Source organism: Pseudomonas sp. EA_15y_Pfl1_P101 (genome assembly GCF_963970835.1).
Taxonomy (GTDB): Bacteria; Pseudomonadota; Gammaproteobacteria; order Pseudomonadales; family Pseudomonadaceae; genus Aquipseudomonas; species Aquipseudomonas tritici.
In genome coordinates, this window is record NZ_CAXAPA010000005.1 from 315,105 (window position 1) to 334,545 (window position 19,441).

Annotated in this window: 19 protein-coding genes and 2 pseudogenes; 12 read left to right on the top strand and 9 right to left on the bottom strand. The window is 59.5% G+C overall.

Translation table 11 applies throughout. The features are described 5' to 3' along the window. Positions 1-4: 4 nt before the first annotated feature. Together gudD and AACY36_RS10580 are read right to left on the bottom strand one after the other, a co-directional pair. Positions 5-1,330, bottom strand: coding sequence for a glucarate dehydratase (gudD, locus tag AACY36_RS10575; protein ID WP_339427448.1), 1,326 nt, complete (start codon positions 1,328-1,330; stop codon positions 5-7). 19 nt (positions 1,331-1,349) lie between these two features. Continuing rightward, positions 1,350-2,705 carry an MFS transporter gene (locus AACY36_RS10580; protein ID WP_339427449.1) on the bottom strand — a complete coding sequence of 452 codons (1,356 nt, stop codon included), beginning with the start codon at positions 2,703-2,705 and terminating at the stop codon, positions 1,350-1,352. 338 nt (positions 2,706-3,043) lie between these two features. Between AACY36_RS10580 and AACY36_RS10585 the strand changes: the two genes are divergently transcribed. The 6 genes from AACY36_RS10585 (at position 3,044) to AACY36_RS10610 (ending at position 10,744) form a co-directional block, all read left to right on the top strand. Further along, a complete protein-coding gene (locus tag AACY36_RS10585; RefSeq protein ID WP_339416385.1) occupies positions 3,044-3,763 on the top strand; it encodes a FadR/GntR family transcriptional regulator in 720 nt (239 codons plus the stop codon). After that, positions 3,760-4,455 (top strand): tRNA (adenine(22)-N(1))-methyltransferase, encoded by a 696-nt coding sequence (locus AACY36_RS10590; RefSeq protein WP_339416384.1) that lies wholly within the window; start codon positions 3,760-3,762, stop codon positions 4,453-4,455. Before AACY36_RS10585 ends, AACY36_RS10590 begins: the two co-directional genes overlap by 4 nt. A 281-nt stretch (positions 4,456-4,736) precedes the next feature. Further along, the gene (locus AACY36_RS10595; protein WP_339416382.1) at positions 4,737-6,794 is read left to right on the top strand and encodes a methyl-accepting chemotaxis protein; all 2,058 of its coding nucleotides are present in this window, start codon (positions 4,737-4,739) and stop codon (positions 6,792-6,794) included. 146 nt (positions 6,795-6,940) lie between these two features. Further along, positions 6,941-7,336 carry an InvB/SpaK family type III secretion system chaperone gene (locus AACY36_RS10600; RefSeq protein WP_339416380.1) on the top strand — a complete coding sequence of 132 codons (396 nt, stop codon included), beginning with the start codon at positions 6,941-6,943 and terminating at the stop codon, positions 7,334-7,336. A 39-nt stretch (positions 7,337-7,375) separates the two neighbouring features. Beyond that, positions 7,376-9,964: a hypothetical protein gene (locus AACY36_RS10605; RefSeq protein ID WP_339416378.1), complete on the top strand. Its 2,589-nt coding sequence runs from the start codon at positions 7,376-7,378 to the stop codon at positions 9,962-9,964. A 153-nt stretch (positions 9,965-10,117) separates the two neighbouring features. After that, a complete protein-coding gene (locus AACY36_RS10610; protein ID WP_339497052.1) occupies positions 10,118-10,744 on the top strand; it encodes a glutathione S-transferase family protein in 627 nt (208 codons plus the stop codon). Positions 10,745-10,783: 39 nt separating this feature from the next. On the opposite strand, the pseudogene AACY36_RS10615 reads toward AACY36_RS10610, so the two are convergent. Then, positions 10,784-11,173, bottom strand: a pseudogene (locus tag AACY36_RS10615) (FAD-dependent oxidoreductase); the annotation flags it as partial. A 118-nt stretch (positions 11,174-11,291) separates the two neighbouring features. On the opposite strand from AACY36_RS10615, the gene AACY36_RS10620 reads away from it, so the two are divergent. Further along, a complete protein-coding gene (locus tag AACY36_RS10620) occupies positions 11,292-11,525 on the top strand; it encodes a hypothetical protein (RefSeq protein ID WP_339416375.1) in 234 nt (77 codons plus the stop codon). Positions 11,526-11,528: 3 nt separating this feature from the next. Here the strand turns inward: AACY36_RS10620 and AACY36_RS10625 are convergent. Both AACY36_RS10625 and AACY36_RS10630 read right to left on the bottom strand, forming a co-directional pair. Next, positions 11,529-11,615 (bottom strand): annotated as a pseudogene (locus tag AACY36_RS10625) (DUF6124 family protein); the annotation flags it as partial. 266 nt (positions 11,616-11,881) lie between these two features. Next, positions 11,882-12,259: a hypothetical protein gene (locus AACY36_RS10630; RefSeq protein WP_339497053.1), complete on the bottom strand. Its 378-nt coding sequence runs from the start codon at positions 12,257-12,259 to the stop codon at positions 11,882-11,884. Here AACY36_RS10630 and AACY36_RS10635 point away from each other — a divergent pair. Continuing rightward, on the top strand, positions 12,253-12,825 hold the full coding sequence (locus AACY36_RS10635; RefSeq protein ID WP_339416372.1) for a nucleotidyltransferase family protein: 573 nt from the start codon (positions 12,253-12,255) through the stop codon (positions 12,823-12,825). The genes AACY36_RS10630 and AACY36_RS10635 overlap by 7 nt on opposite strands. Here AACY36_RS10635 and chrA read toward each other — a convergent pair. Then, positions 12,814-14,028, bottom strand: a complete 1,215-nt coding sequence (chrA, locus tag AACY36_RS10640; RefSeq protein WP_339497054.1) for a chromate efflux transporter — start codon at positions 14,026-14,028, stop codon at positions 12,814-12,816. The genes AACY36_RS10635 and chrA overlap by 12 nt on opposite strands. Positions 14,029-14,191: 163 nt before the next feature. Here chrA and tspO point away from each other — a divergent pair, with 163 nt between their 5' ends. The 4 genes from tspO (at position 14,192) to AACY36_RS10660 (ending at position 16,482) form a co-directional block, all read left to right on the top strand. Then, positions 14,192-14,632, top strand: coding sequence for a tryptophan-rich sensory protein TspO (gene tspO, locus AACY36_RS10645; protein WP_339416370.1), 441 nt, complete (start codon positions 14,192-14,194; stop codon positions 14,630-14,632). After that, a complete protein-coding gene (locus AACY36_RS10650; protein WP_339439490.1) occupies positions 14,632-15,576 on the top strand; it encodes an alpha/beta hydrolase fold domain-containing protein in 945 nt (314 codons plus the stop codon). The genes tspO and AACY36_RS10650 overlap by 1 nt, the downstream gene beginning before the upstream one ends. Positions 15,577-15,610: 34 nt before the next feature. Next, a complete protein-coding gene (locus AACY36_RS10655) occupies positions 15,611-16,150 on the top strand; it encodes a hypothetical protein (RefSeq protein WP_339416368.1) in 540 nt (179 codons plus the stop codon). A gap of 107 nt (positions 16,151-16,257) precedes the next feature. After that, positions 16,258-16,482: a hypothetical protein gene (locus AACY36_RS10660; RefSeq protein ID WP_065874145.1), complete on the top strand. Its 225-nt coding sequence runs from the start codon at positions 16,258-16,260 to the stop codon at positions 16,480-16,482. A gap of 96 nt (positions 16,483-16,578) precedes the next feature. Here AACY36_RS10660 and AACY36_RS10665 read toward each other — a convergent pair whose 3' ends face one another. Genes AACY36_RS10665 through AACY36_RS10675 form a run of 3 tightly spaced genes read right to left on the bottom strand, consistent with a single transcriptional unit; the run spans position 16,579 to position 19,363 of the window. Continuing rightward, positions 16,579-17,343 carry an ABC transporter ATP-binding protein gene (locus AACY36_RS10665; protein ID WP_339497055.1) on the bottom strand — a complete coding sequence of 255 codons (765 nt, stop codon included), beginning with the start codon at positions 17,341-17,343 and terminating at the stop codon, positions 16,579-16,581. Then, positions 17,340-18,344, bottom strand: a complete 1,005-nt coding sequence (locus AACY36_RS10670; RefSeq protein ID WP_339416751.1) for a FecCD family ABC transporter permease — start codon at positions 18,342-18,344, stop codon at positions 17,340-17,342. Before AACY36_RS10670 ends, AACY36_RS10665 begins: the two co-directional genes overlap by 4 nt. An 8-nt stretch (positions 18,345-18,352) precedes the next feature. Then, positions 18,353-19,363 (bottom strand): ABC transporter substrate-binding protein, encoded by a 1,011-nt coding sequence (locus tag AACY36_RS10675; RefSeq protein ID WP_339416365.1) that lies wholly within the window; start codon positions 19,361-19,363, stop codon positions 18,353-18,355. Between the last annotated feature and the right edge of the window lie 78 nt (positions 19,364-19,441).

Sequence of the window (19,441 nt, forward strand, 5' to 3'; positions counted from 1 at the left end):
GGCCTTACCGCACCAGGCACGGCTGCTTGTTGTTGAAGCGCCATCCCGGAATCAGGAATTGCATCGCCACGCTGTCATCCCGCGCCCCGAGGCCCATGCCTTTGTACACTTCATGGGCCTTGGCCACGGCGTTCATATCGATCTCTACACCCAGGCCTGGCTTGCTCGGCACTTTCACGTAGCCGCCTTCGATTTTCAGTGGCGCCTTGGTCAGGCGTTGACCGTCCTGCCAGATCCAATGGGTGTCGATGGCGGTAATGTCGCCCGGCGCGGCGGCGGCTACCTGGGTGAACATCGCCAGGGAAATATCGAAGTGGTTGTTGGAGTGCGAGCCCCAAGTCAGGCCCCATTCATGGCACATCTGTGCGACGCGCACCGAGCCCTGCATCGTCCAGAAGTGTGGGTCGGCAAGAGGAATATCGACGGATTGCAGCTGGATGGCGTGGCCCATTTCGCGCCAGTCGGTGGCGATCATGTTAGTGGCGGTTTTCAGCCCCGTGGCGCGGCGGAATTCGGCCATGACTTCGCGGCCTGAGTAGCCGTTTTCGGCACCGCAGGGGTCTTCGGCATAGGCCAGTACGTGGTGCTGGTCTCGGCACAGGCGGATGGCTTCTTTCAATGACCAGGCGCCATTCGGGTCTAGGGTGATGCGGGCATCCGGGAAACGTTCGGCCAAGGCCGTGACGGCTTCGATTTCGGCATCGCCACTGAGCACGCCGCCTTTGAGCTTGAAGTCGTTGAAGCCGTATTTGGCTTTGGCAGCCTCAGCGAGGCGCACCACGGCGTCGGCCGTCAGGGCTTTTTCGTGGCGCAGGCGGAACCATTCATCGTCGCTGTCGGCCTCGTCGCGGTAAGCGAGGTTGGTAGCGCTGCGGTCGCCGACGTAGAACAGGTAACCGAGCATCTTCACGGCATCGCGCTGCTGCCCTTCGCCGAGCAAGGCGGCCACCGGGACGTCGAGGAATTGACCCAGCAGGTCGAGCAGGGCGGCTTCCATGGCGGTGACGGCGTGGATCGTAATGCGCAGGTCAAACGTCTGCAGGCCGCGCCCGGCCGCGTCGCGGCAAGCAAAGGTGCTGCGCATCTGGTTGAGCACGCGCTGGTACTGACCAATGGGCTGGCCGATCACCAGGCTGCGGGCGTCTTCCAGGGTCTCGCGGATGCGCTCGCCACCGGGTACTTCGCCCACGCCGGTATTGCCGGCGCTGTCTTTGAGAATGACGATATTGCGCGTGAAGTAAGGCCCATGGGCGCCGCTGAGGTTGAGCAGCATGCTGTCGTGGCCGGCGACGGGGATGACCTGGAAGTGGGTAACGACGGGAGTGTTCATGGCAAGTTCCTAAATGGGCTCAAAGAGGTTTGCTGAGGGCGGCGCCCGTAGGCACAGTTGGCGCCAGCACGGCGGAGGGCGACGTCTTGGCAAAAAATACCAGGATCGCAGCGAGCACCGAGGTGCCGGCCAGGCCATAGAGGCCGCCCTGGATCGAACCGGTGGTCTGTTCCAGAAAGCCAAAGGTGGTCGGTGCAACGAAACCGCCCAGGTTACCGATCGAGTTGATCAGCGCGATCACCGCGGCGGCAATGCGCGCATCCAGGTAACCCTGGGGAATCGGCCAGAACAGCGACGACGCCGACTTGAAGCCGATGGCCGCAAAGCAGATCGCCACAAAGGCAAAGATCGGCCCGCCGATGGTGGACATGAACATGCCTGCGGCGGCAATCAACAGCGCCGCCGCCACCCAGGCCTGCTGGAACTTGAACTTGCCCGACAGCGAGGCGAAGGTGTACATGGCGATGATCGAGATCAGCCATGGAATCGAGTTGAAGAGGCCGACCTGTATATCACTCAAGTCGCCCATCTTTTTGATGATGCTCGGCAGCCAGAATGTCGCCGCGTAGATCGTCAGTTGGATGCAGAAATACAGCGCGCAAAACAGCAGGATCTGGCGGTCTTTCAGCAACGTGCCGAGGGTCGGTTTGACGGTGGTGAGGGCTTCACGTTCGAGCTGTTCCTGGTCGATGGCATTGACCAATGCGTCTTGTTCTTCGCGGGTCATCCATTTGGCGTCGTGGGGTTTGGAGTCCAGCCAGAACCACACAAAGAACCCCAGCGCCACCGAGGCCAGGCCTTCAATGGCAAACATCCACTGCCAGCCGTGGAAGCCAAACCCTTCGATCTGCAACAGTGCGCCTGAGAGAGGACCGGAAATCAGTGAGGCGACCGCCGAGCCGCTGAGGAAAATCGCGATGGCTTTACCACGCTCCACGCCGGGCAGCCAGCGGGTGAAGTAGTAGATCACCCCAGGGAAGAAGCCGGCTTCGGCCACGCCCAGCAGGAAGCGCAGGATGTAGAAGTGGGTTTCGTTCTGGATGAACGCCATCATCGTCGCGACGATGCCCCAGGTGAACATGATGCGGGTCAGCCAGATTCGCGCCCCGACCTTCTGCAGCAGCATATTGGAGGGCACTTCGAACAGGGCGTAGCCGATGAAGAACAGTCCGGCGCCGAATCCATAGGCGGCGGCGCCAATGCCCAGGTCATGCTCCATGTGCGTGCGCACAAAGCCGATATTGACCCGGTCGATGTAGTTGAGGATGAACATGATCACGAACAGTGGGAGCACATGGCCCTTCACTTTGCTCACGGCGCGTGCGAGGACCGAATCGCTTTCTGGTGCGGCAGATGCATGGCTTGAATTGTTCACAATTCAAAACTCCCCCTGATTATTTTTATGCGGGTTTGCGTGTTTTGTTGATAGACATCATACAAGTAGGTTTCGTGAGATCGCAATGCAATGGTGCGTGTTTTTGTGCTTATAACGCCCTGTGTAGATCAGGTTTTTTGGTTTTTGTTATAGGTTTTACTTGGTTTTATGCAGGTTTTGAATGGTCTGATTGTTTGGGAGAGTCGCAATGGTTCGAGTGAAAAACGTGAGCGGTATGGTTAGTTGTCATACAAGTTGATGGTTTTTTTAATCAAGCCGGGCCCGTCGCCGGGCGGGGTGTTAAGCTCCCTCCAGCTCAGCCCCGTGGACTTGTAGCAATGCCCATTGAAAGTGGAACCCCCCTGCGCAGACGCTCCACCAACCTTGCCCAAGGCGTGGTCGATGCGCTGACCCAGCGCATCCTGCTTGGCCAGTTGAAGCCCGGTGAGAAATTGCCATCGGAATCCACCATCGTGCTTGAGCATGGCGTGAGCCGAACCGTCGTGCGCGAAGCGCTCTCGAAACTGCAGGCGTCTGGCCTGGTGGAAACCCGTCACGGCATCGGCACCTTTGTATTGGCGCTGCACGCCCAGCAGGGTTTGCGCCTGCATGTGGACACGGTGGCCAGCGTGCGCAATATGCTCGAGTTGCGTCTGGGCCTGGAGGTACAGGCCGTAGCGCTGGCAGCGGTGCGTCGAACCGACGTTCAACTGGCCCACATGCGCCAGGCGCTCGACGATTACCAGGCGTCCCTGGCCAACAACGACACTTGTGTGGAAGAAGACAAACGCTTTCACCAACTGATCGCCGAGGCCACCGGCAACACGTTTTTTACCGAGATCATGCTGCACCTGGGGAGCGCGATGATTCCGCGCACCCAGCTCAAGGGTGACGAGCGTGGCGGCGCCGACTTTGCCCAATTGGGGCAACTGGCGAACCTGGAGCACGAGGCGATCTTCAACGCGATCAAACGCCAGGACCCTGACGCCTCACGCGCCGCCATGGTGCTGCACCTGACCAACAGCCGGGACCGTTTTTCGGGGGAGCAGGGCCGTTGAACGAACACACTTTATCCATGCGCCTGGAGCGCGTGGGGGCGAACGTACCGACTGGCGCGCGCCTGGCGGATATTGGCTCCGACCACGGCTATTTGCCGGTGGCCTTGATGCGCCGTGGTTTGATCGTGGCGGCGGTAGCGGGGGAGGTGGCTGCTACGCCATTCCATGCGGCGCAGCGCACCGTACGCTCCAATGGCCTGGAGCAGCAGATTACGGTGCGCCTGGCCGATGGCTTGGCCGCCATCGAACCCCGTGACGGCATCACCGCGATCAGCGTTTGCGGCATGGGTGGCGAGACGATTCGCGACATTCTCGAAAACGGCAAGTCTTACTTGAGTGGCCAGGAACGGCTGATCCTGCAACCCAACGGCGGCGAGCAACCCGTGCGCCAATGGCTGATGGATAACGGTTATTCCATTCTCAGTGAAGAGCTGCTGTGGGAGAACCGCTTCTACTACGAAATCATCGTCGCCGAGCGCGCTGGGCCGGTGGCTTATAGCGCCGAACAGCTGTACTTCGGCCCGCTGCAGATGCAGGCGCGCAGTCCTGCGTTCCTGGCCAAGTGGCAGCGCATGTTGCATCAAAAGCAAAAGACTCTGGCCAGCCTGGAGCGCGCGCGGCAGGCGGTGCCTGAAGAGACGCGGCAGGAGATTTCCCAGCAGGCCAGGTGGATTGCCGCGCTACTGGCTTGACACACGTTCATTCAAATTCTCCAGCCCCCACAGGGATGGGGGTTGTGCCGGGTGTTTGCGCCATTAGTTACAGGGGCGCTCTGGGGGTGAGTGTTTCTGCCCCATTTTCGTGCGTTTCTCGTTGTTTATTTGGTGCGAGCCCGCCTATTTCGGGGCGTTCCTTCATAGGCCCATTTTTTGCTTGTGGCTTCTCAATCAATGACATGGCATTTTGCCGTTAGTCATTTCAAGGCTTCACCCAGCGGTGCACCGCGTGGGTCGTTTTTGGAGAGTGGTCGGACATGCACAGCCTTTTATCACCGGGTATCCGCCTGCTGGGTCGTTTCGGCTTTGCGCGCAAGTTCCAGATCCTGTTCTTGCTGTTCATGCTGCCCCTGGCGGGTAGCCTATGGACGATTGGCTCGGACTATCGCGACAAATTAACCGTGATATCGAGCGAGCAGTCCGGCGTTCGGCAATTAATCGCCTTGGACGCGTTGGATGACCAATTGACGGCCCAGCGCAACCTGGCCGCGCGGTGGAAAGCGGCAGATATACTGCACGCTCCGACGCCGGCGGCGAAGGCGGCGATGGACAAGGTGGATGCGAATTTCCCAGTGATCCTGCAAAGCCTGCAAGCGTTGGGCGATTCACTAAAGTCCCAGAACGCCAGCGCCGATATCCTGGCCCGCTTCGAAGCGTTACAGGCCACAGTCAAGGGCATGGATTCCCAATCCCTGCGCACCGTGGGCTGGTGGCCGGACGGCTACGACCGCTTCACCTTGGCCCTGACCGCGATGCAAACCCTGCGCGAGCAGATCACCCAGGATACCGGCTTGATCCTGGACCCGTGGTTGGAAACCTACCTGTTGATGCAGATTTCCACCCAGCAAACGCCTGACCTGATTGAGCGGATCGGCCGCATGGCCAGTGTGGGTCAGTCATCCATCGCCTCGGGGCAGTTCACCCTGCAAAGCCGTTTGCAGATGCGTGACCTGCGCAGCCGCATTGGCGATGCACGGGACCAGTTGGTTAAGGCCGCTGCCCCCCTTAGAGCCAAGCAATACGTGGGGCTAGGTCCCTGGACCACGCAGTACGACAACAGCCTGCAACGGCTGGACAACGAACTCAAAGTGCTCGACGAGGGCGTGTTCGGCGGCACCATCAAGCTCGATACGGCGGCCTTCGAAACCAGTGTCGACGGCATGCTCGACGGTTTGGCCGCACTGCGTAACCAGTCGCTGACGTCGCTGGATGCGCGCTTGAGCTATTACCACACGCGTTCCATGCAGCAATTTGTCCCGTTGGCGGCGACGTTCAGCCTGCTGGCGTTGGCAGCGTTGTATCTGTTCATTTGCCTGCAAGCCTCGATCCGGCGCAGCGCCAGCGGTATCACCACCTTGGCCGAATCCTTGCGAGACGGCAATCTGTGTGTGGAAGTGGCCGTTGAGGGGCGCGACGAGCTCGCCGCGATCAGCGCTGCCTTGAACGTCGCAGTGGTGCAATTGCGCACCAGTCTGTTAGGTGTCAATCACGAAACCCAGCAGCTTGGCTCAGCGGTACAGACCCTCAACTCGCAATCGGGCAGTACCCTCAACGAGGTCGAAGACCAGCAACACCAGATCAGCCAGATTGCCGCCGCTGCTACCCAATTGGCCGCCACCTCCATGGGCGTTGCCCGCAGTTGCGAACAAGCCTCGAGCAGCGCCCAACAAACCCGGCGCATTGCCGAGGACAGTAGTCGCGACAGCCAGCGCACCACGGCCAGCATCCAGCAGCTCAATCAACGCCTGACTGACACCGCCAATGCGCTGGAGCAAGTCAACCAGCAGGGCCAGCAGATTCAATCGGTGGTCGATACCATTCGGGGCATCGCCGAACAGACCAATCTGCTGGCACTCAACGCCGCCATCGAAGCCGCCCGCGCCGGCGAGCAGGGCCGGGGGTTTGCCGTGGTCGCTGATGAAGTGCGCAGTCTGTCACAACGCACACAGGCCTCGACCGCACAGATCGCCGACACTGTGGACAGCCTGCGCGCGACGGTCAGTCAGGCAGTTACCCTGATGGGCGCCGCCTGCGAACAAGCACTGACGGATGCGCAATCGGTCACCGGGCTTGGCGTTCGATTGGGCGAGATCGCCGGCGCGGTGCAGAACGTTACCGACACCTTGGCGCAAATCGCCACGGCAGTGGAGGAACAGGCCACGACGGCGGATGAAGTGAGCGGCAATATCCAGCAGGTCGACCAGGCCGCCGGGCGCCTGCTCGACGGCGCGCGCGCGGTGAACCAGGCGGCCGACACGCTGAGCAAGGGCAGCCAGGCACTGAGTGACAACACTGCACGGTTTCGATTGGCGTAAGTGCCGAGGCTGGCGAGCGGAACCCTTTCGTCGCGACTGACCACTTATTGTCCGAACCCTGGCGCACCCGATAAGTGACGCCAGCATCCAGGTCCCCAAGGAACACGGCCAACAACAACGCCCTTCGATCTCACGGGATTACAGGTATGAACTTTGATATCTCGAGTACTTTGCGTGCGACTCTGCTAACTATCGGAATTTCCAAGGAGCACATTGGCGCTTTCGATCTTCATTCGTCTATTGAGATTAACTTCAAAACGATCAGTCCGATTATTTTTACTGTTGAAAATGACAGGGTGTGGATGTGGAGTCGGTTGAACAGTCACTTCAATGTTGATGTTCATGCACAGAAGTTACTTGTTCTACTGCAACACGCATTGCCCTGGGTCGTGACGGGGCAGGCGGTCTTTGGCAAGGGACGAGCGGGCTACGAAATCAAAGCGTTGTTAGCGGTAGATTGCATTGTATCGCCTGAAAAAATGCAGGGAGCATTGGATGGGTTTTACCGTCTGATGGTATCAATCAATAACACACTCAATTGAATACTCACCCGCACTCCACTTTTTTATGAGAGATAAATAATGGTAATTGAAACTGGCACTGCACCCGTGCAGCAGACGCCTATGGGGCAGCGGGTTGAGGATAATGGCCTGAGAAAGACGGAATTTGTCAAAAACTTTGATTACATCAAGAATAAGGCTATTGAGGTTTCCTCCAACACACTGCCTACGTTGACCATGAAAAACGGAGGCAAAGAACAGCCGGTTCATTTTCTTGATGATGGTGCGTATGTTGCGCAAGTCAGAAATGGTGCCGTCTACAATGCTGTGATTGACAGTGAAATTGTTGAAAAATACTCTCAAGACAATGTCGTGCCGGGCAAGGCATCCATCAAGGATGGCGCGTTGAGTCTGGGGTTGAATCGGTTCAGGATTACGAGCCCCACTCAAACGGAAACCCAAAAAATCCTGGCGGGACTCCAGCATATCAAGGACCCGGAGGCCCGCATGGCTGAGCTTTCCAAACTCGTCAACGACCAAGGCACTCACAGTGTGGAGGGGGCGATGAGGCTTACCATGGTCAACGATCCGGTCAGGCGGGCGTTCGAGAGCTATTACGCTAAGCACGCCTTGCAAGATTATTTCAGTAGCCCAGAGAAGTACCAGAAATTTTCAGATATCTCCACTCGCCAAGTTGATTATCTTAAACAACATCTCATCCCTGCCGCCTTAGTCGAAAAGTATGAAGCTGCCTGGCGCAATGAAAGTTTTGACACCGCCATTGTCGGTTTGGATCAGTTGCAAGGCTTCTATACGCGTGCCAAGAAAACCCTCGAAACGCTGGAGGTGACACCGTCGGCGCAGCAGGCAATATTCGATATCTACAAACATCGTTACATGAGTTATGCGCTGAAGAATGAGCCCGAGGCCGAAGCGAAACTTCCAGTGGGGCATTGGGACGGCGTGTTTGATCCGATCAAGGCGCCTGGTAAAGGGCGCGTGGAACTCAACGCCAAAGAGGGTAACTTGTTCAGGCAGGCAGACAGTTTCAATGTTGGGATTATGAGGAACATTGACGCCACGCCCAGGGACTTGCGGCTTAATGAACCTCATTATATTAAATACGAAAGCGATTACAAAAATCAGTTATTAGCCAGCGCCAGTACGCGCTGCCCGGACAGGCTTGAAATGCAAGATCCCAATCATCCGGATGCATTCAAGCCTGGCTCTTATTTAAAAGACTTTTTTGGAAAAGGTACAGGGACCTATGTCAATGGTCCTTCGGGCTCTATTTTGATCGAGCATGGCGCTTTACGCGCGTGCAAAGATGCCCATGCACAGGCGAGTGCTGATGACATAGAAACTTACCTGGCTATTCAAGCCCTGTTATTTATCTATATTGATGGCGGGCACTCAATGGATGAAATCGCCTATGCGCTGAAGCAGGGGAGTGCGCGAGAAAAACTGCAAGAAGCGTTTGGAGGTCGAGATGGATTCGACAAGGTGGGCACCAAAATTTTCATGAACTACGGCGCTTTGGAGAAAGCCGCCAATGATGCCGCCACGTTCAGCCATGCACTACAGGTCAAAGATCACGCCCATCAAAAAATAACCCATACCGATCCGGCCGGGTTAACCACTCGTGCGCAAACTAAAACGTTGGCATTGAAGCAAACGGCATCCGCCCGAGGTGTGCTTTATCACCCCGCAGACGTCCTGATTAAGGAATTGGGGGCTGCTGCCAAGCTACTGCATAAGGTTGTCTCGAATCTCAGTCCCGAGCACCAGAAAACGCTCGGTGCTCATTTATTAGGCGAGGGCAGATTATTGGAGGGGGGAACAACCGCCGATTTGCTGGCAGCGTTACAACGAGTCAGCGCGCCTGAGCTTTTGCCGGCTGGCGTGGAGGTAAGTGCTACGGACAGGGCTGTGGTGATTGCACTGATGGGTGATATCGGCGGTTTTTACACCACCCCTGCCAATGCAAGTGTGGAGATGATGACGGCGCTGAATGATCAGTTGGAGGCACATGGCGTGCAGATACCGTCCCCGGCATCCGTACAGGCTATGCGGGACACGGGCGGTTCTACTGCTGTTGGCCCGGACAAAAGGGCGGAGCGGAAAGTCCGCTCCTTTGAGTCACCAAAACACATTCCCTTCCGCGCCGGAGTACACAATACGGGCTCGGTTGCCGACGAATTGCTGAATATCGATGCAGCCAAACGTATCCCCGCCAATCGCTGGGCAGTCTTCGATATCAGTACGCCTCGTATCAAAGAAACCACCGAACCCTTTGTCGGGCACATGTCGGCTTCTCCGGCCGAGATACTTCAAACCTGGGATATGTTGCGTGGTGTCAAAGCGAAAGACCAGTACGTGGGAGCACTGCGCGGTCACCCGATTCGTCCAGAGGGCGGGGAGTCGCCAGGTTTGATGTCAGCGCAGCAAGAACAGCGCTATGCCCGTGCCGCGGGTGCAAGTGCCTTCTTAGTGGGGTTGGGTTATCACAGTGCGGTCGAGGTGCTCGAAGGTACGCTGGTGTACACGGGACAAAGCATCAGAAACAAGGGAACACTGTCCCCGACACAGCAGGATTCTGCCCATGTGTTCGGACACGGCGCGGCGACGGACCTCATGAGCGAATTGTTCAAGGCCAATACGACAGCGTAGCGTGCTACTTTTTTTGCTGCGCTGGCAGATCAGGCCACGTAGTGTTCAAATCAGCCAAACGCCTCCACAATCGGTAGAAATTTAATTGTCTGCACTCCTGGGCGCTGGCGTAGTCTGTTTGCAAGACACCCCTGTCGCCCAGCGGAGCATTCAATGATCATCGTCCACCACCTCAACAACTCACGCTCGCAACGCATCCTGTGGCTGCTCGAAGAACTCGGCCTGCCCTACGAAATCAAGCGTTACCAGCGCGACCCAAAAACCAACCTCGCGCCGCCTGAACTCAAGGCCATCCACCCACTGGGCAAATCTCCGGTAATCGAAGACGGTGGCCAGGTGTTGATCGAATCTGCCGCCATCATTGACTACCTGATCCGCCGCCACGGCCAGGGCCGTCTGCAGCCTGATCCCGCCAGCGCCACCTACGACAGCTACGTGCAATGGCTGCATTTCGCCGAAGGCTCGGCCATGCTGCCGTTGATGCTCAACCTCTATGTCGGCCGCCTCGGCGACGCAGGCGCGCCGTTGCACCCGCGTATCGAATCGGAGGTGGCCAATTATTTGGGTTACTTGAACGATGTACTGGGGCAGACGCCTTACCTGGTCGGCGATGAATTGAGCAGCGCGGATATCCAGATGAGCTTTATCGGTGAAGTCGCCGGCGCCCAAGGCAAATTGCAGGCCTACCCGAACCTGGCCGCGTGGGTGGAAAAATTCCAGGCGCGGCCTGCGTATCGCAAAGCGGTGGAGCAGGGCGGGGAGTACGCGTTCGCGAAATAACGTGGCTTAGGGGGGCAGCTTTGCCCCCATTCTTTGCAGTTATTGACCTTCGAAACGCCTCAACGAAAACGACGATAAATCCAGCTCGCTCGCCCCCCGGATGCACCACTGCGCAAACGCCTCCCCCAGCGCCGCCGAATGCTTGAAGCCATGCCCCGAACACGGCGACACCACCAGGGTGTGCTGCAACGTGGGGGGCTGGTCGATGATGAAATGGTGGTCCGGCGTCACGGTGTAGGCGCACACCGCCGACTTGACCACCTTGGCCGTCACCCCGCAGAGACGGCCCTGCACCTGTTGTTCGTATATCTCGCGCTCTTGCGCAGGCGAGACTGTGCGGTCGAGTGTCTCGGGCGTTGACGAAGTGTGGTACTGCGCCGTGGCTATCTTCAAACTGCCCTCGCCGGGCAACGCGGGGAAACCGTAATTGGTATGTTCCAATGGCTATTTCGGCCGAAAGCGCCCCCTTTCTTTCACAACCGGTCTACCATGCCAACCCCCGGCAGTGGTTAACGCGCTACCGACCCCATTCTTAAAAGGTACCGCAATGTCCATCGACCAAATCTCCCTTCCCAAAGGCTTAGGCCCTCACGCCATCAAGCTCCTCGAAGCCATCACCGGCGCTTCAACCCATGAAGAACTCAACCGCGCCGGCGGTAAGGCTGAGGGATTTGTGTTGGGGCTTGAGTCCACCAAAACCATCAAGAGCCAAATCGCCGAGTCGTTGTATGTGGCCTACGACGACGCGGCGAGTAATCGGGCGGGGGAGTTGAAGGGCTAACAATTAGCCGGGGTAGGGTGCTTCGCGGTCAAGGAGTTTGGACGTGAGCAACACGCCCAGTTCGCTCAGTTGGTGGATAGCCAGGGCGACGCTGAATAGGGCGGATGTCTCAGGTTTTGCTTGAGACATGACGATATCCAGATTAAGGCCATCACCTCGTCGCGACTAAACAAAAAGGTGGCAGCTGTACGCAGGTTAGTAGACCGGTGGATATCAAAGCCGGCGCGCCCGAAGGCGCCCTACGCACAGCCACCATCAAGCTCAGACGCAATGTCTGACTGATGAAGCTCATGCACTTTCAATACCCAACTCAGGCCACTAAACCCGATCCCCGAGAAGTCGGCGACCAGGCAACCTTAGAGACGGCCACCCCGGCCCACGGTCACGTGGCAGGTCTTCGGCACGTCGGAGAAGTTTTCCGGGTTGCGCGCCAGTTCTTCTATCGCTGGGATTTTGGCCCAGGCGGCGATGGGTTTCTGGCGGATGTCCACCGTCACGATCCAGGATTTATCCACGGCGGCGCCCATTGGGCCGGTGTTGGGGGAGATGCCCTCGATTTTGGCGGTTTCATAGCCTTGTGAGTAACAAAAGCCAGGTGCTTGTTCCACGTAAGCAGCGCGGCCAGGGTCGGTGAGGCTGTAAGTCTTGTCGCTTTTGGCGAGCAGACCGCCATCCAATACGCTATAGAATTGCCTCCTGGAACTGGCCTCACAACGAAGGATTGAGCATGACATTGACGGTCGAGACCCTACTCCAACTGGCCATGGCCAACCCCATCAACGCCGAAATCACCGCACGCCTGCCCGACCTCGGCGTGGACCAATGCATGCTCACCGCCGGCTGTCTGTTCCAGGCAGTGTGGAACCATCAAGTGAATCTTCCCGCCGCTCAGGGCGTGAAAGACTACGACGTTTTTTACTTCGACACAGACGTGTCCTACGAGGCGGAAGATGCGGTGATTCGTTCTGCCGAGGCGCTGTTCCAGGACCTGGGCGTGAATGTGGAGGTGAAGAACCAGGCGCGGGTGCACCTTTGGTACGGCGAGCGGTTTGGTCGGCCCTATCCGCAGTTGCACTCGGCCAAGCAGGGCGTGGATCGTTACCTGGTGGCAGGTACGTGCATCGGCTTGGATATCGCGACGGGTGAGGTGTACGCGCCCTATGGGTTGGATGACGTGGAACACGGCGTGCTGCGCATCAACCCGCTGCATGCGGAGCCGGCGTTGTTCATGCACAAGGCCAAGCGTTATCAAGCGCGTTGGCCGTGGCTGAAGATTGTGGCGCCGGGTTCAGCCCAGTAACCCTCCCAGCACGGCGCTGGCGGCCACCACCAACCAGGGCGGCAGCTTCCAGAACATCAGCGCCACCAACGCGACCAGTGCCAAGCTGAAGTCCAGCGCAGTGAAGATCGCACTGGTCCACACCGGCTGATACAGCGCCGCCAGCAATAACCCCACCACTGCCGCGTTCACGCCGGCCAGCGCAGCCTGGGTGCGTGGGCTGCGGCGCAGGGTTGCCCAGAACGGCAGTGCACCCATCACCAGCAAAAATGACGGGGCAAAGATCGCCAGCAGGGCGATCACACCTCCCATCCAGCCGTTCGGGGCATGGTTCATCGAGGCGCCAAGGAACGCGGCAAAGGTGAACAGCGGGCCGGGCACGGCTTGCGTGGCGCCGTAGCCCGCGAGGAATACGTCATTGTTCACCCAGTGCGGTGGCACCACTTCGGCTTGCAGCAACGGCAGCACCACATGGCCGCCGCCGAACACCAGCGAGCCGGTGCGGTAAAAGGCATCTACCAAGGCCAGCGTGGGATTGGGCAGCCAGCCGGCCAGCATCGGCAGGCCCGCCAGCAACACGAGGAACAGCCCCAGCCACAGGGCACCCGCGCGGCGGCTGATGGCGACCGGCAGCGTGTCAGGCTCGGCGCTCGGCTCATGTTTGAACAGCAGCAGACCGGCCACGCCTGCGGCGCAAATCACCCCGACCTGGGCCCAGGCGGACGGTTCCAGCAGCACCATACACGCCGCAATCAGCATCAGCATCACACGCGCCAGGCCTTGGCACAGGGCGCGCGCCATGCCCCAGACGGCTTGGGCGACCACGGCCACGGCGACGACTTTGAGGCCATGCAGCGCGCCGTCGGGGAGGGCGCTGCCATAGTGGGAAAGGCCCAGGGCGAACAGAATCAGCGCGATGGCTGACGGCAGTGTAAACCCGGCCCAGGCAGCAGCGGCGCCAGCGTAACCGGCGCGGGACAGGCCCAGCGCGATGCCGACCTGGCTGCTGGCCGGGCCAGGAAGGAATTGGCACAACGCAACCAATTCCGCGTAACTGCGCTCGCTCAGCCAGCGTCGCCGTGTGACGAACTCCTCGCGAAAATAACCCAGGTGCGCAATCGGGCCGCCGAACGAGGTGAGGCCCAGGCGCAGGAAGATCAGGAATACCGACCAGGGGCTGCCGGGATGATCAGCACAGGAGTGGGCCAAGGGGCGAGGTCTCATGAGGTGTTGTGCCACCTTAGCGAATTTTGATGACGTGAAGAAGAGGCCTCTGTTTACGCCAATTGCAACGCGTGATGGAATTTTTGCGCGGGCATTTGAGTCATTGAAGGATGCACGCAGAAAGCCTTCCCATCACTAACACTGACGACAGCAAGGACAGACGATGACCTTTTTTATTTTCCTGCTGGCCTGCGCGGCGGCTGCCAGCACCGGCATCATTTTCAAACCAGGCGCCTGGTACGAATCCCTCGTAAAGCCCAGCTTCACCCCGCCAAACTGGCTGTTTCCCGTGGCCTGGACGATTATCTATCTGCTGCTGGCCTGGGCCGGCTACCGCTTGAGCCTGATCCCGGGCAGCGAAATCGTGCTGGCGTTGTGGGCGGCGCAGATTGCGCTTAACACGCTGTGGACCCCGGTGTTCTTCGGCGCCCATCGGATTTTCGCCAGCATGGTGATTATCGCGTTGCTGTGGGTCACCGTGGCCGCGATGGTAGTGCTCGCCGTGCGCCTGGACCTGATCACCGGCTTGATCCTGTTCCCCTACCTGGCGTGGCTGTGTGTCGCGGCGGCGTTGAATTTCTCGATCCTGCGGAATAACCGCTGATGACCCACAAGCTCTGGCCCGCCAGTGAACCTGAACTGGCCGAGATGCGCCGCTTCAATCAAAAGCTCGCGTGGATGCCGCGCTTTAAAATCCGCAATCGGGTTACACCGCGTCTGATTCAGGCGCTGTTGCGCGTCAGCCAAAAGGTCAGGAAAGGGCCGGATGCGGAGTGCAAGGTGGTCGACTCAGTGCCTGTGCGCATCCTGCGGCCGAGCGGCAAACCCAAAGGCGTGGTACTGGATATCCACGGTGGTGGCTGGGTGATTGGCAATGCGCAGATGGACGACGACCTCAATCTGGGCATGGTCAACGCGTGCGACGTGGCGGTGGTGTCGGTGGATTATCGGCTGGCGGTCGACACGCCGGTCGAAGGGCTGATGGACGACTGCCTCGCGGCCGCGCGTTGGTTGCTGACCACGGATGAGTTTGCCGAGTTGCCGGTGTTCGTCGTCGGCGAATCGGCGGGCGGGCATCTGGCGGCGGCGACACTGCTAGCGTTGAAACAGTGGCCTGATTTGCTCAAACGGGTAAGCGGGGCGGTGTTGTACTACGGCGTTTACGATTTGACCGGCACCCCCAGCGTGCGCGCGGCGGGGCCCGAAACCTTGCTGCTGGACGGGCCTGGCATGGTCGAAGCGCTGCGCATGTTGACGCCAGGGTTGAGTGAGGGCGAGCGTCGGCAGGCGCCGTTGTCACCGCTGTATGGCGACTTCGGCGGGTTGCCGCCAGCGTTGATGTTTGTCGGGGAGTTAGACCCGTTGAAAGATGACACCTTGTTGATTGCTGAGCAGTGGCCCGGGGCTGAGGCGCATCTGTTACCGGAGTCGGCCCATGGTTTTATCCATTTTCCGTTGGTGATGGCGCAGGGTGTACTTGCCTATAGCCGCCAGTGGATCAGTCAAAGAATGGGCGGGGGAGTACTCAATCTGCCTTCGTCCGGATAACCTTTCGCTCCCCCATTCAAGCCAAGGAAAGCACGTGAAGGTTCTTCAAGGACTCATCGGGTTATCGGCGCTTTATTTGCTGGCCGGCTGTGAGCAAGTCACCGAGAAGACACTGCGCTTCGACGTGCCCTACGGCTATTACGAGACGGCCTTGCGCCAAGACGTCACGGGCAAAGGCCAGTTGACCTGCAAGGTCGCCACCGACACCCAGGACCGTGGCGCAAAGTGGGTGCCTTCGGTCATTCTTGCGGCCGCCGAGGATGCTGCGCAAGACGATACGCTGTTCCTGTCCAGCTATACGCCCGCCGACAGCGACGTGCGGCTATTCCAGCTGCGCACTTTCAACAAGGCAAAGCCAATCATCGATACCTTCTTCCATCGAGCTCCCGACCATAACGGCGTGTACACCCTACGGCTGACCTGGCAAGCAGATGGCACTGTCGGTTATCAAGTCGAAAACGGCGGCGTCTGGGAAGAGAAGAAGCTTGTCGAGAAACCAGGGTTTACCGTACGCCACGTGAGCGTGCATGCGTCGGGGATGAAGGGCAGTGCAGTCTGTGAGTTGCGCCAGTGAGTGGTACCTGTGATTTGAGGCCGTTGAAAGGCTGATCCATTGAACTAAAAACTTGATCAAAGAGTCAGGTTAATCAGCTGCTCTTCTCTCATCATGAGGACTCCACGATGCGCCAATACACGCTCAACTACCGCTTCAACGAAGAATTGCGCACCCATGTGTTCGAATTCAAGCAGCCCGAATTGCCGGTGCATGAGGCGGCGTTGCACTTGCTGCAATTGCATTTTGGCGATGCCGAGAATGGCTTGATCCTGCCCCCTGCGGATGCGACGCCGGAGGAAATTCTGGAGCAGGCGCAGGTGGTGGGCATTACGCAGATTGAGGTTGTATGAGCGAAAACCGACGGATTCAGGCGGTCACGGCTGTATTCCTGTGCTGTAGAGCCGAAGCCAGCATTGGATTTCTGGTGTTGTCGTAACCGGCGTTACTCAGTTCGGGCGCAACCGCAGTATCTGCGCGCCATCAAACGGGTCTGTCAGGTAGTGCGCCTGCACCCCAAACGTCTCCTGCAAGCGCTGCGGCGTCAGCACTTCCATCGGCTCGCCCAGCGCCACCAGCCGTCCACGATCCAGTACCGCCAGCCGATCACAGGTCAGCGCTTGATTCAGGTCATGCAGCGCAATCAATGTGGTCACCGGCAGCCCTTGCACACCCTTCAAGATCGCCAGCTGATGCTGGATATCCAAATGATTGGTCGGCTCATCCAGTAGCAATATCTGTGGCCGTTGCGCCAATGCGCGGGCGATGTGCACGCGTTGGCGTTCACCGCCCGAGAGGCTGCGCCAAGCGCGTTTGCTCAGGTGAGTGGCGTCGACGTCATGCAAGGCCTGGTTCACGATGGCATCGTCTTCGCTGGACCACGGGCTCAGCGCCGACAACCACGGCGTACGGCCCAGCGCCACGGCGTCGAACACGCGGATGGCATCGTCCGTGTCAGCCTGTTGCTCCACCACGGCCAGTTGCTGCGCGATGGCGCGGCGAGACAGGTCACCCAAAGGCTGGCCGCCCAACAACACTGCGCCAGATGCCGGCGCGCGCAAGCCTGCCAGCAGTTTGAGCAAGGTGGATTTACCGGAACCGTTTGGCCCGACAATTCCCAAGGTTTCACCCAACTGCACGTCCAGGTTAATATCGCGTAATAACTCAGCCTCACGCACCTTGAAGCCCAACCCCGTGCAGCTTAAAACCGTCATCGCGCGTTCCTCCGGCCAATGAGGATCAGCGCGAACACCGGCGCACCGACCAGCGCCGTGACCACGCCGACCGGAATCACCTGGCCCTTGATCAGCGTGCGCGACAGCACATCCGCTGCAATCAAAAACAGCGCGCCGCCGAGTGCGCTGGCCGGCAGCAAGCGTGAGTGCCCGGTGCCGAGCAACAGACGCACGGCGTGGGGGATCACCAGCCCGACAAAGCCGATGGCGCCGACAATCGACACCATCACGGCCGTCACCAGTGCCGCGCAGCCCACCAACACAAATTGCACGCGGCGCACGGGGATACCAAGGGACGCCGCCGAGTCACTGCCAAAGGTGAACGCATCCAGCGCCCGACGATGCCACAGGCACACGGCCAAGCCCACAACCGCCACCGGCACCGCCAGCCACACCGACGGCCAGCGCACGCCGCTGAGGTTGCCCAACAGCCAGAACATGATGCCGCGCGCCTGTTCGGAGCTGGCCGACTTGGTGATCAGGAACGCGGTAAGCGCATTGAACAGCTGCGATCCGGCAATGCCGGCGAGGATGATCTGGCCGGTGCCGCTCGACGAACCGCTGGCGCGCGCCAGCAGAATCACCAAGGCAAACGCCGCCACCGCGCCGACAAACGCACCGGCCGACAACGAGATCAGCCCGCCACCCACGCCCATCAGCGCCACCAGCACCGCGCCAGTCGAGGCGCCGGCGCTGATGCCCAGCAGGTACGGATCGGCCAACGGGTTACGCAATAACGACTGCAGAATCACCCCGCACGTCGCCAGTCCCGCACCGCACGCGGCGGCTACCAGGGCACGTGTGAGGCGGTAGTTCCACACCACGCCCTCATCGATCGGGTCCAGCGCATAGCCGGCCGCCCACAGTTTATTGGCGAGTACCTGGAGCACGACGTGCGGCGAGATGGCGGTTTCACCGATGGCCACGCCGGCGAGCACGGCGATCAGTAGCAAGGCCAGGGCCAGTAGGGTCCGGATCAGGCTGGCAGTCATTTGTGCAGGTCGTAGCCGTCGATGGCGGCCGCCAGTTGTTCAAGGCCGTCGAACGTACGAATGCTGGCCTGCAGCGCCATGGCATCGATGATGATGATGCGGTTGTTTTTCACCGCGTCCATGTTGCGCGTGACCGGGTCGCTGCGCAAAAAGGCCAGTTTCTTTTCATGGTCGTCAGCCGGGTAACGGCGCCGGTCCATGCGTGCGATGATCAAAAAGGTCGGGTTGGCCTTGGCGATGGTTTCCCAGCCGACGGCGGGCCATTCTTCATCGGACTGCACCACGTTGGAAAGGCCGAGGGTTTGCAGCATGAATTCGGGAATGCCTTTGTGGCCGGCCACGTACGGCTCGCTGGCCATCTCGGAACTGGAGAACCACACCAACGCGCTGGCGTGCTTGAGGCCTTTGCTTTGCACGGTGGCGACCGACTTGGCCAGGCGCGCCTTGAGTTCGTCGTTCAATTGTTCGCCGCGATCCTGTACGTCGAAAATTTGCGCCAACTGGCTGATGCTTTTGTAGATCGTCGCGATGCGGAAAGGCTCCAGCCGCGTGCCATCGGCGCCCACCAGGTTGTCTTTGCCTTCGCAGTCGGAGGGCAGCAGGTAGGTGGGGATCTTCAGCTCATGGAATTGCTCGCGGGTGCCGACCACGCCTTGTGGCCCGACCACCCATTCCAGCTCGGCGGCCACCAGTTGCGGGCGCTTGGCGATCACCGCTTCGAAGCTCGGCTCGTTGTTGGCCAGGCGCTCGATGCTGTCGTTTTGCGCCTTGAACTGCGGCAATACGCTGTTGAACCACAACGAAGTGCCAACCACTTTATCGCCCACGCCCAGCGCGTAAAGCATCTCGGTAGCCGCCTGGCCAATCGTCACGCTGCGCGCGGGAGCCTGTTGGAAGGTCAGGCGGCTGCCGCAGTTTTCCACGGTCAGTGGGTAGTGGGTGGGTGCGGCTTGGGCCAGGGCACAGAAGCTGACGCCGGCGAGCAGGGCGGTAACGCGTGGCAGCATGGGGCAATCTCCGAGTGAACCGTACGTCGAACTGGGGAGGTACGGTTCGGAAACACACCCTTGAGCACTGTGGTGGAG

Bases quoted from the DNA above. Each gene is read 5' to 3' on its own strand.
- gudD (WP_339427448.1), bottom strand. From the start codon at position 1,330: ATGAACACTCCCGTCGTTACCCACTTCCAGGTCATCCCCGTCGCCGGC.
- AACY36_RS10610 (WP_339497052.1), top strand. From the start codon at position 10,118: ATGATCATCGTCCACCACCTCAACAACTCACGCTCGCAACGCATCCTG.
- AACY36_RS10585 (WP_339416385.1), top strand. From the start codon at position 3,044: ATGCCCATTGAAAGTGGAACCCCCCTGCGCAGACGCTCCACCAACCTT.
- AACY36_RS10630 (WP_339497053.1), bottom strand. From the start codon at position 12,259: ATGTCATGCTCAATCCTTCGTTGTGAGGCCAGTTCCAGGAGGCAATTC.
- AACY36_RS10595 (WP_339416382.1), top strand. From the start codon at position 4,737: ATGCACAGCCTTTTATCACCGGGTATCCGCCTGCTGGGTCGTTTCGGC.
- AACY36_RS10600 (WP_339416380.1), top strand. From the start codon at position 6,941: ATGAACTTTGATATCTCGAGTACTTTGCGTGCGACTCTGCTAACTATC.
- AACY36_RS10675 (WP_339416365.1), bottom strand. From the start codon at position 19,363: ATGCTGCCACGCGTTACCGCCCTGCTCGCCGGCGTCAGCTTCTGTGCC.
- AACY36_RS10660 (WP_065874145.1), top strand. From the start codon at position 16,258: ATGCGCCAATACACGCTCAACTACCGCTTCAACGAAGAATTGCGCACC.
- tspO (WP_339416370.1), top strand. From the start codon at position 14,192: ATGACCTTTTTTATTTTCCTGCTGGCCTGCGCGGCGGCTGCCAGCACC.
- AACY36_RS10605 (WP_339416378.1), top strand. From the start codon at position 7,376: ATGGTAATTGAAACTGGCACTGCACCCGTGCAGCAGACGCCTATGGGG.
- AACY36_RS10635 (WP_339416372.1), top strand. From the start codon at position 12,253: ATGACATTGACGGTCGAGACCCTACTCCAACTGGCCATGGCCAACCCC.
- AACY36_RS10665 (WP_339497055.1), bottom strand. From the start codon at position 17,343: ATGACGGTTTTAAGCTGCACGGGGTTGGGCTTCAAGGTGCGTGAGGCT.
- AACY36_RS10650 (WP_339439490.1), top strand. From the start codon at position 14,632: ATGACCCACAAGCTCTGGCCCGCCAGTGAACCTGAACTGGCCGAGATG.
- chrA (WP_339497054.1), bottom strand. From the start codon at position 14,028: ATGAGACCTCGCCCCTTGGCCCACTCCTGTGCTGATCATCCCGGCAGC.
- AACY36_RS10620 (WP_339416375.1), top strand. From the start codon at position 11,292: ATGTCCATCGACCAAATCTCCCTTCCCAAAGGCTTAGGCCCTCACGCC.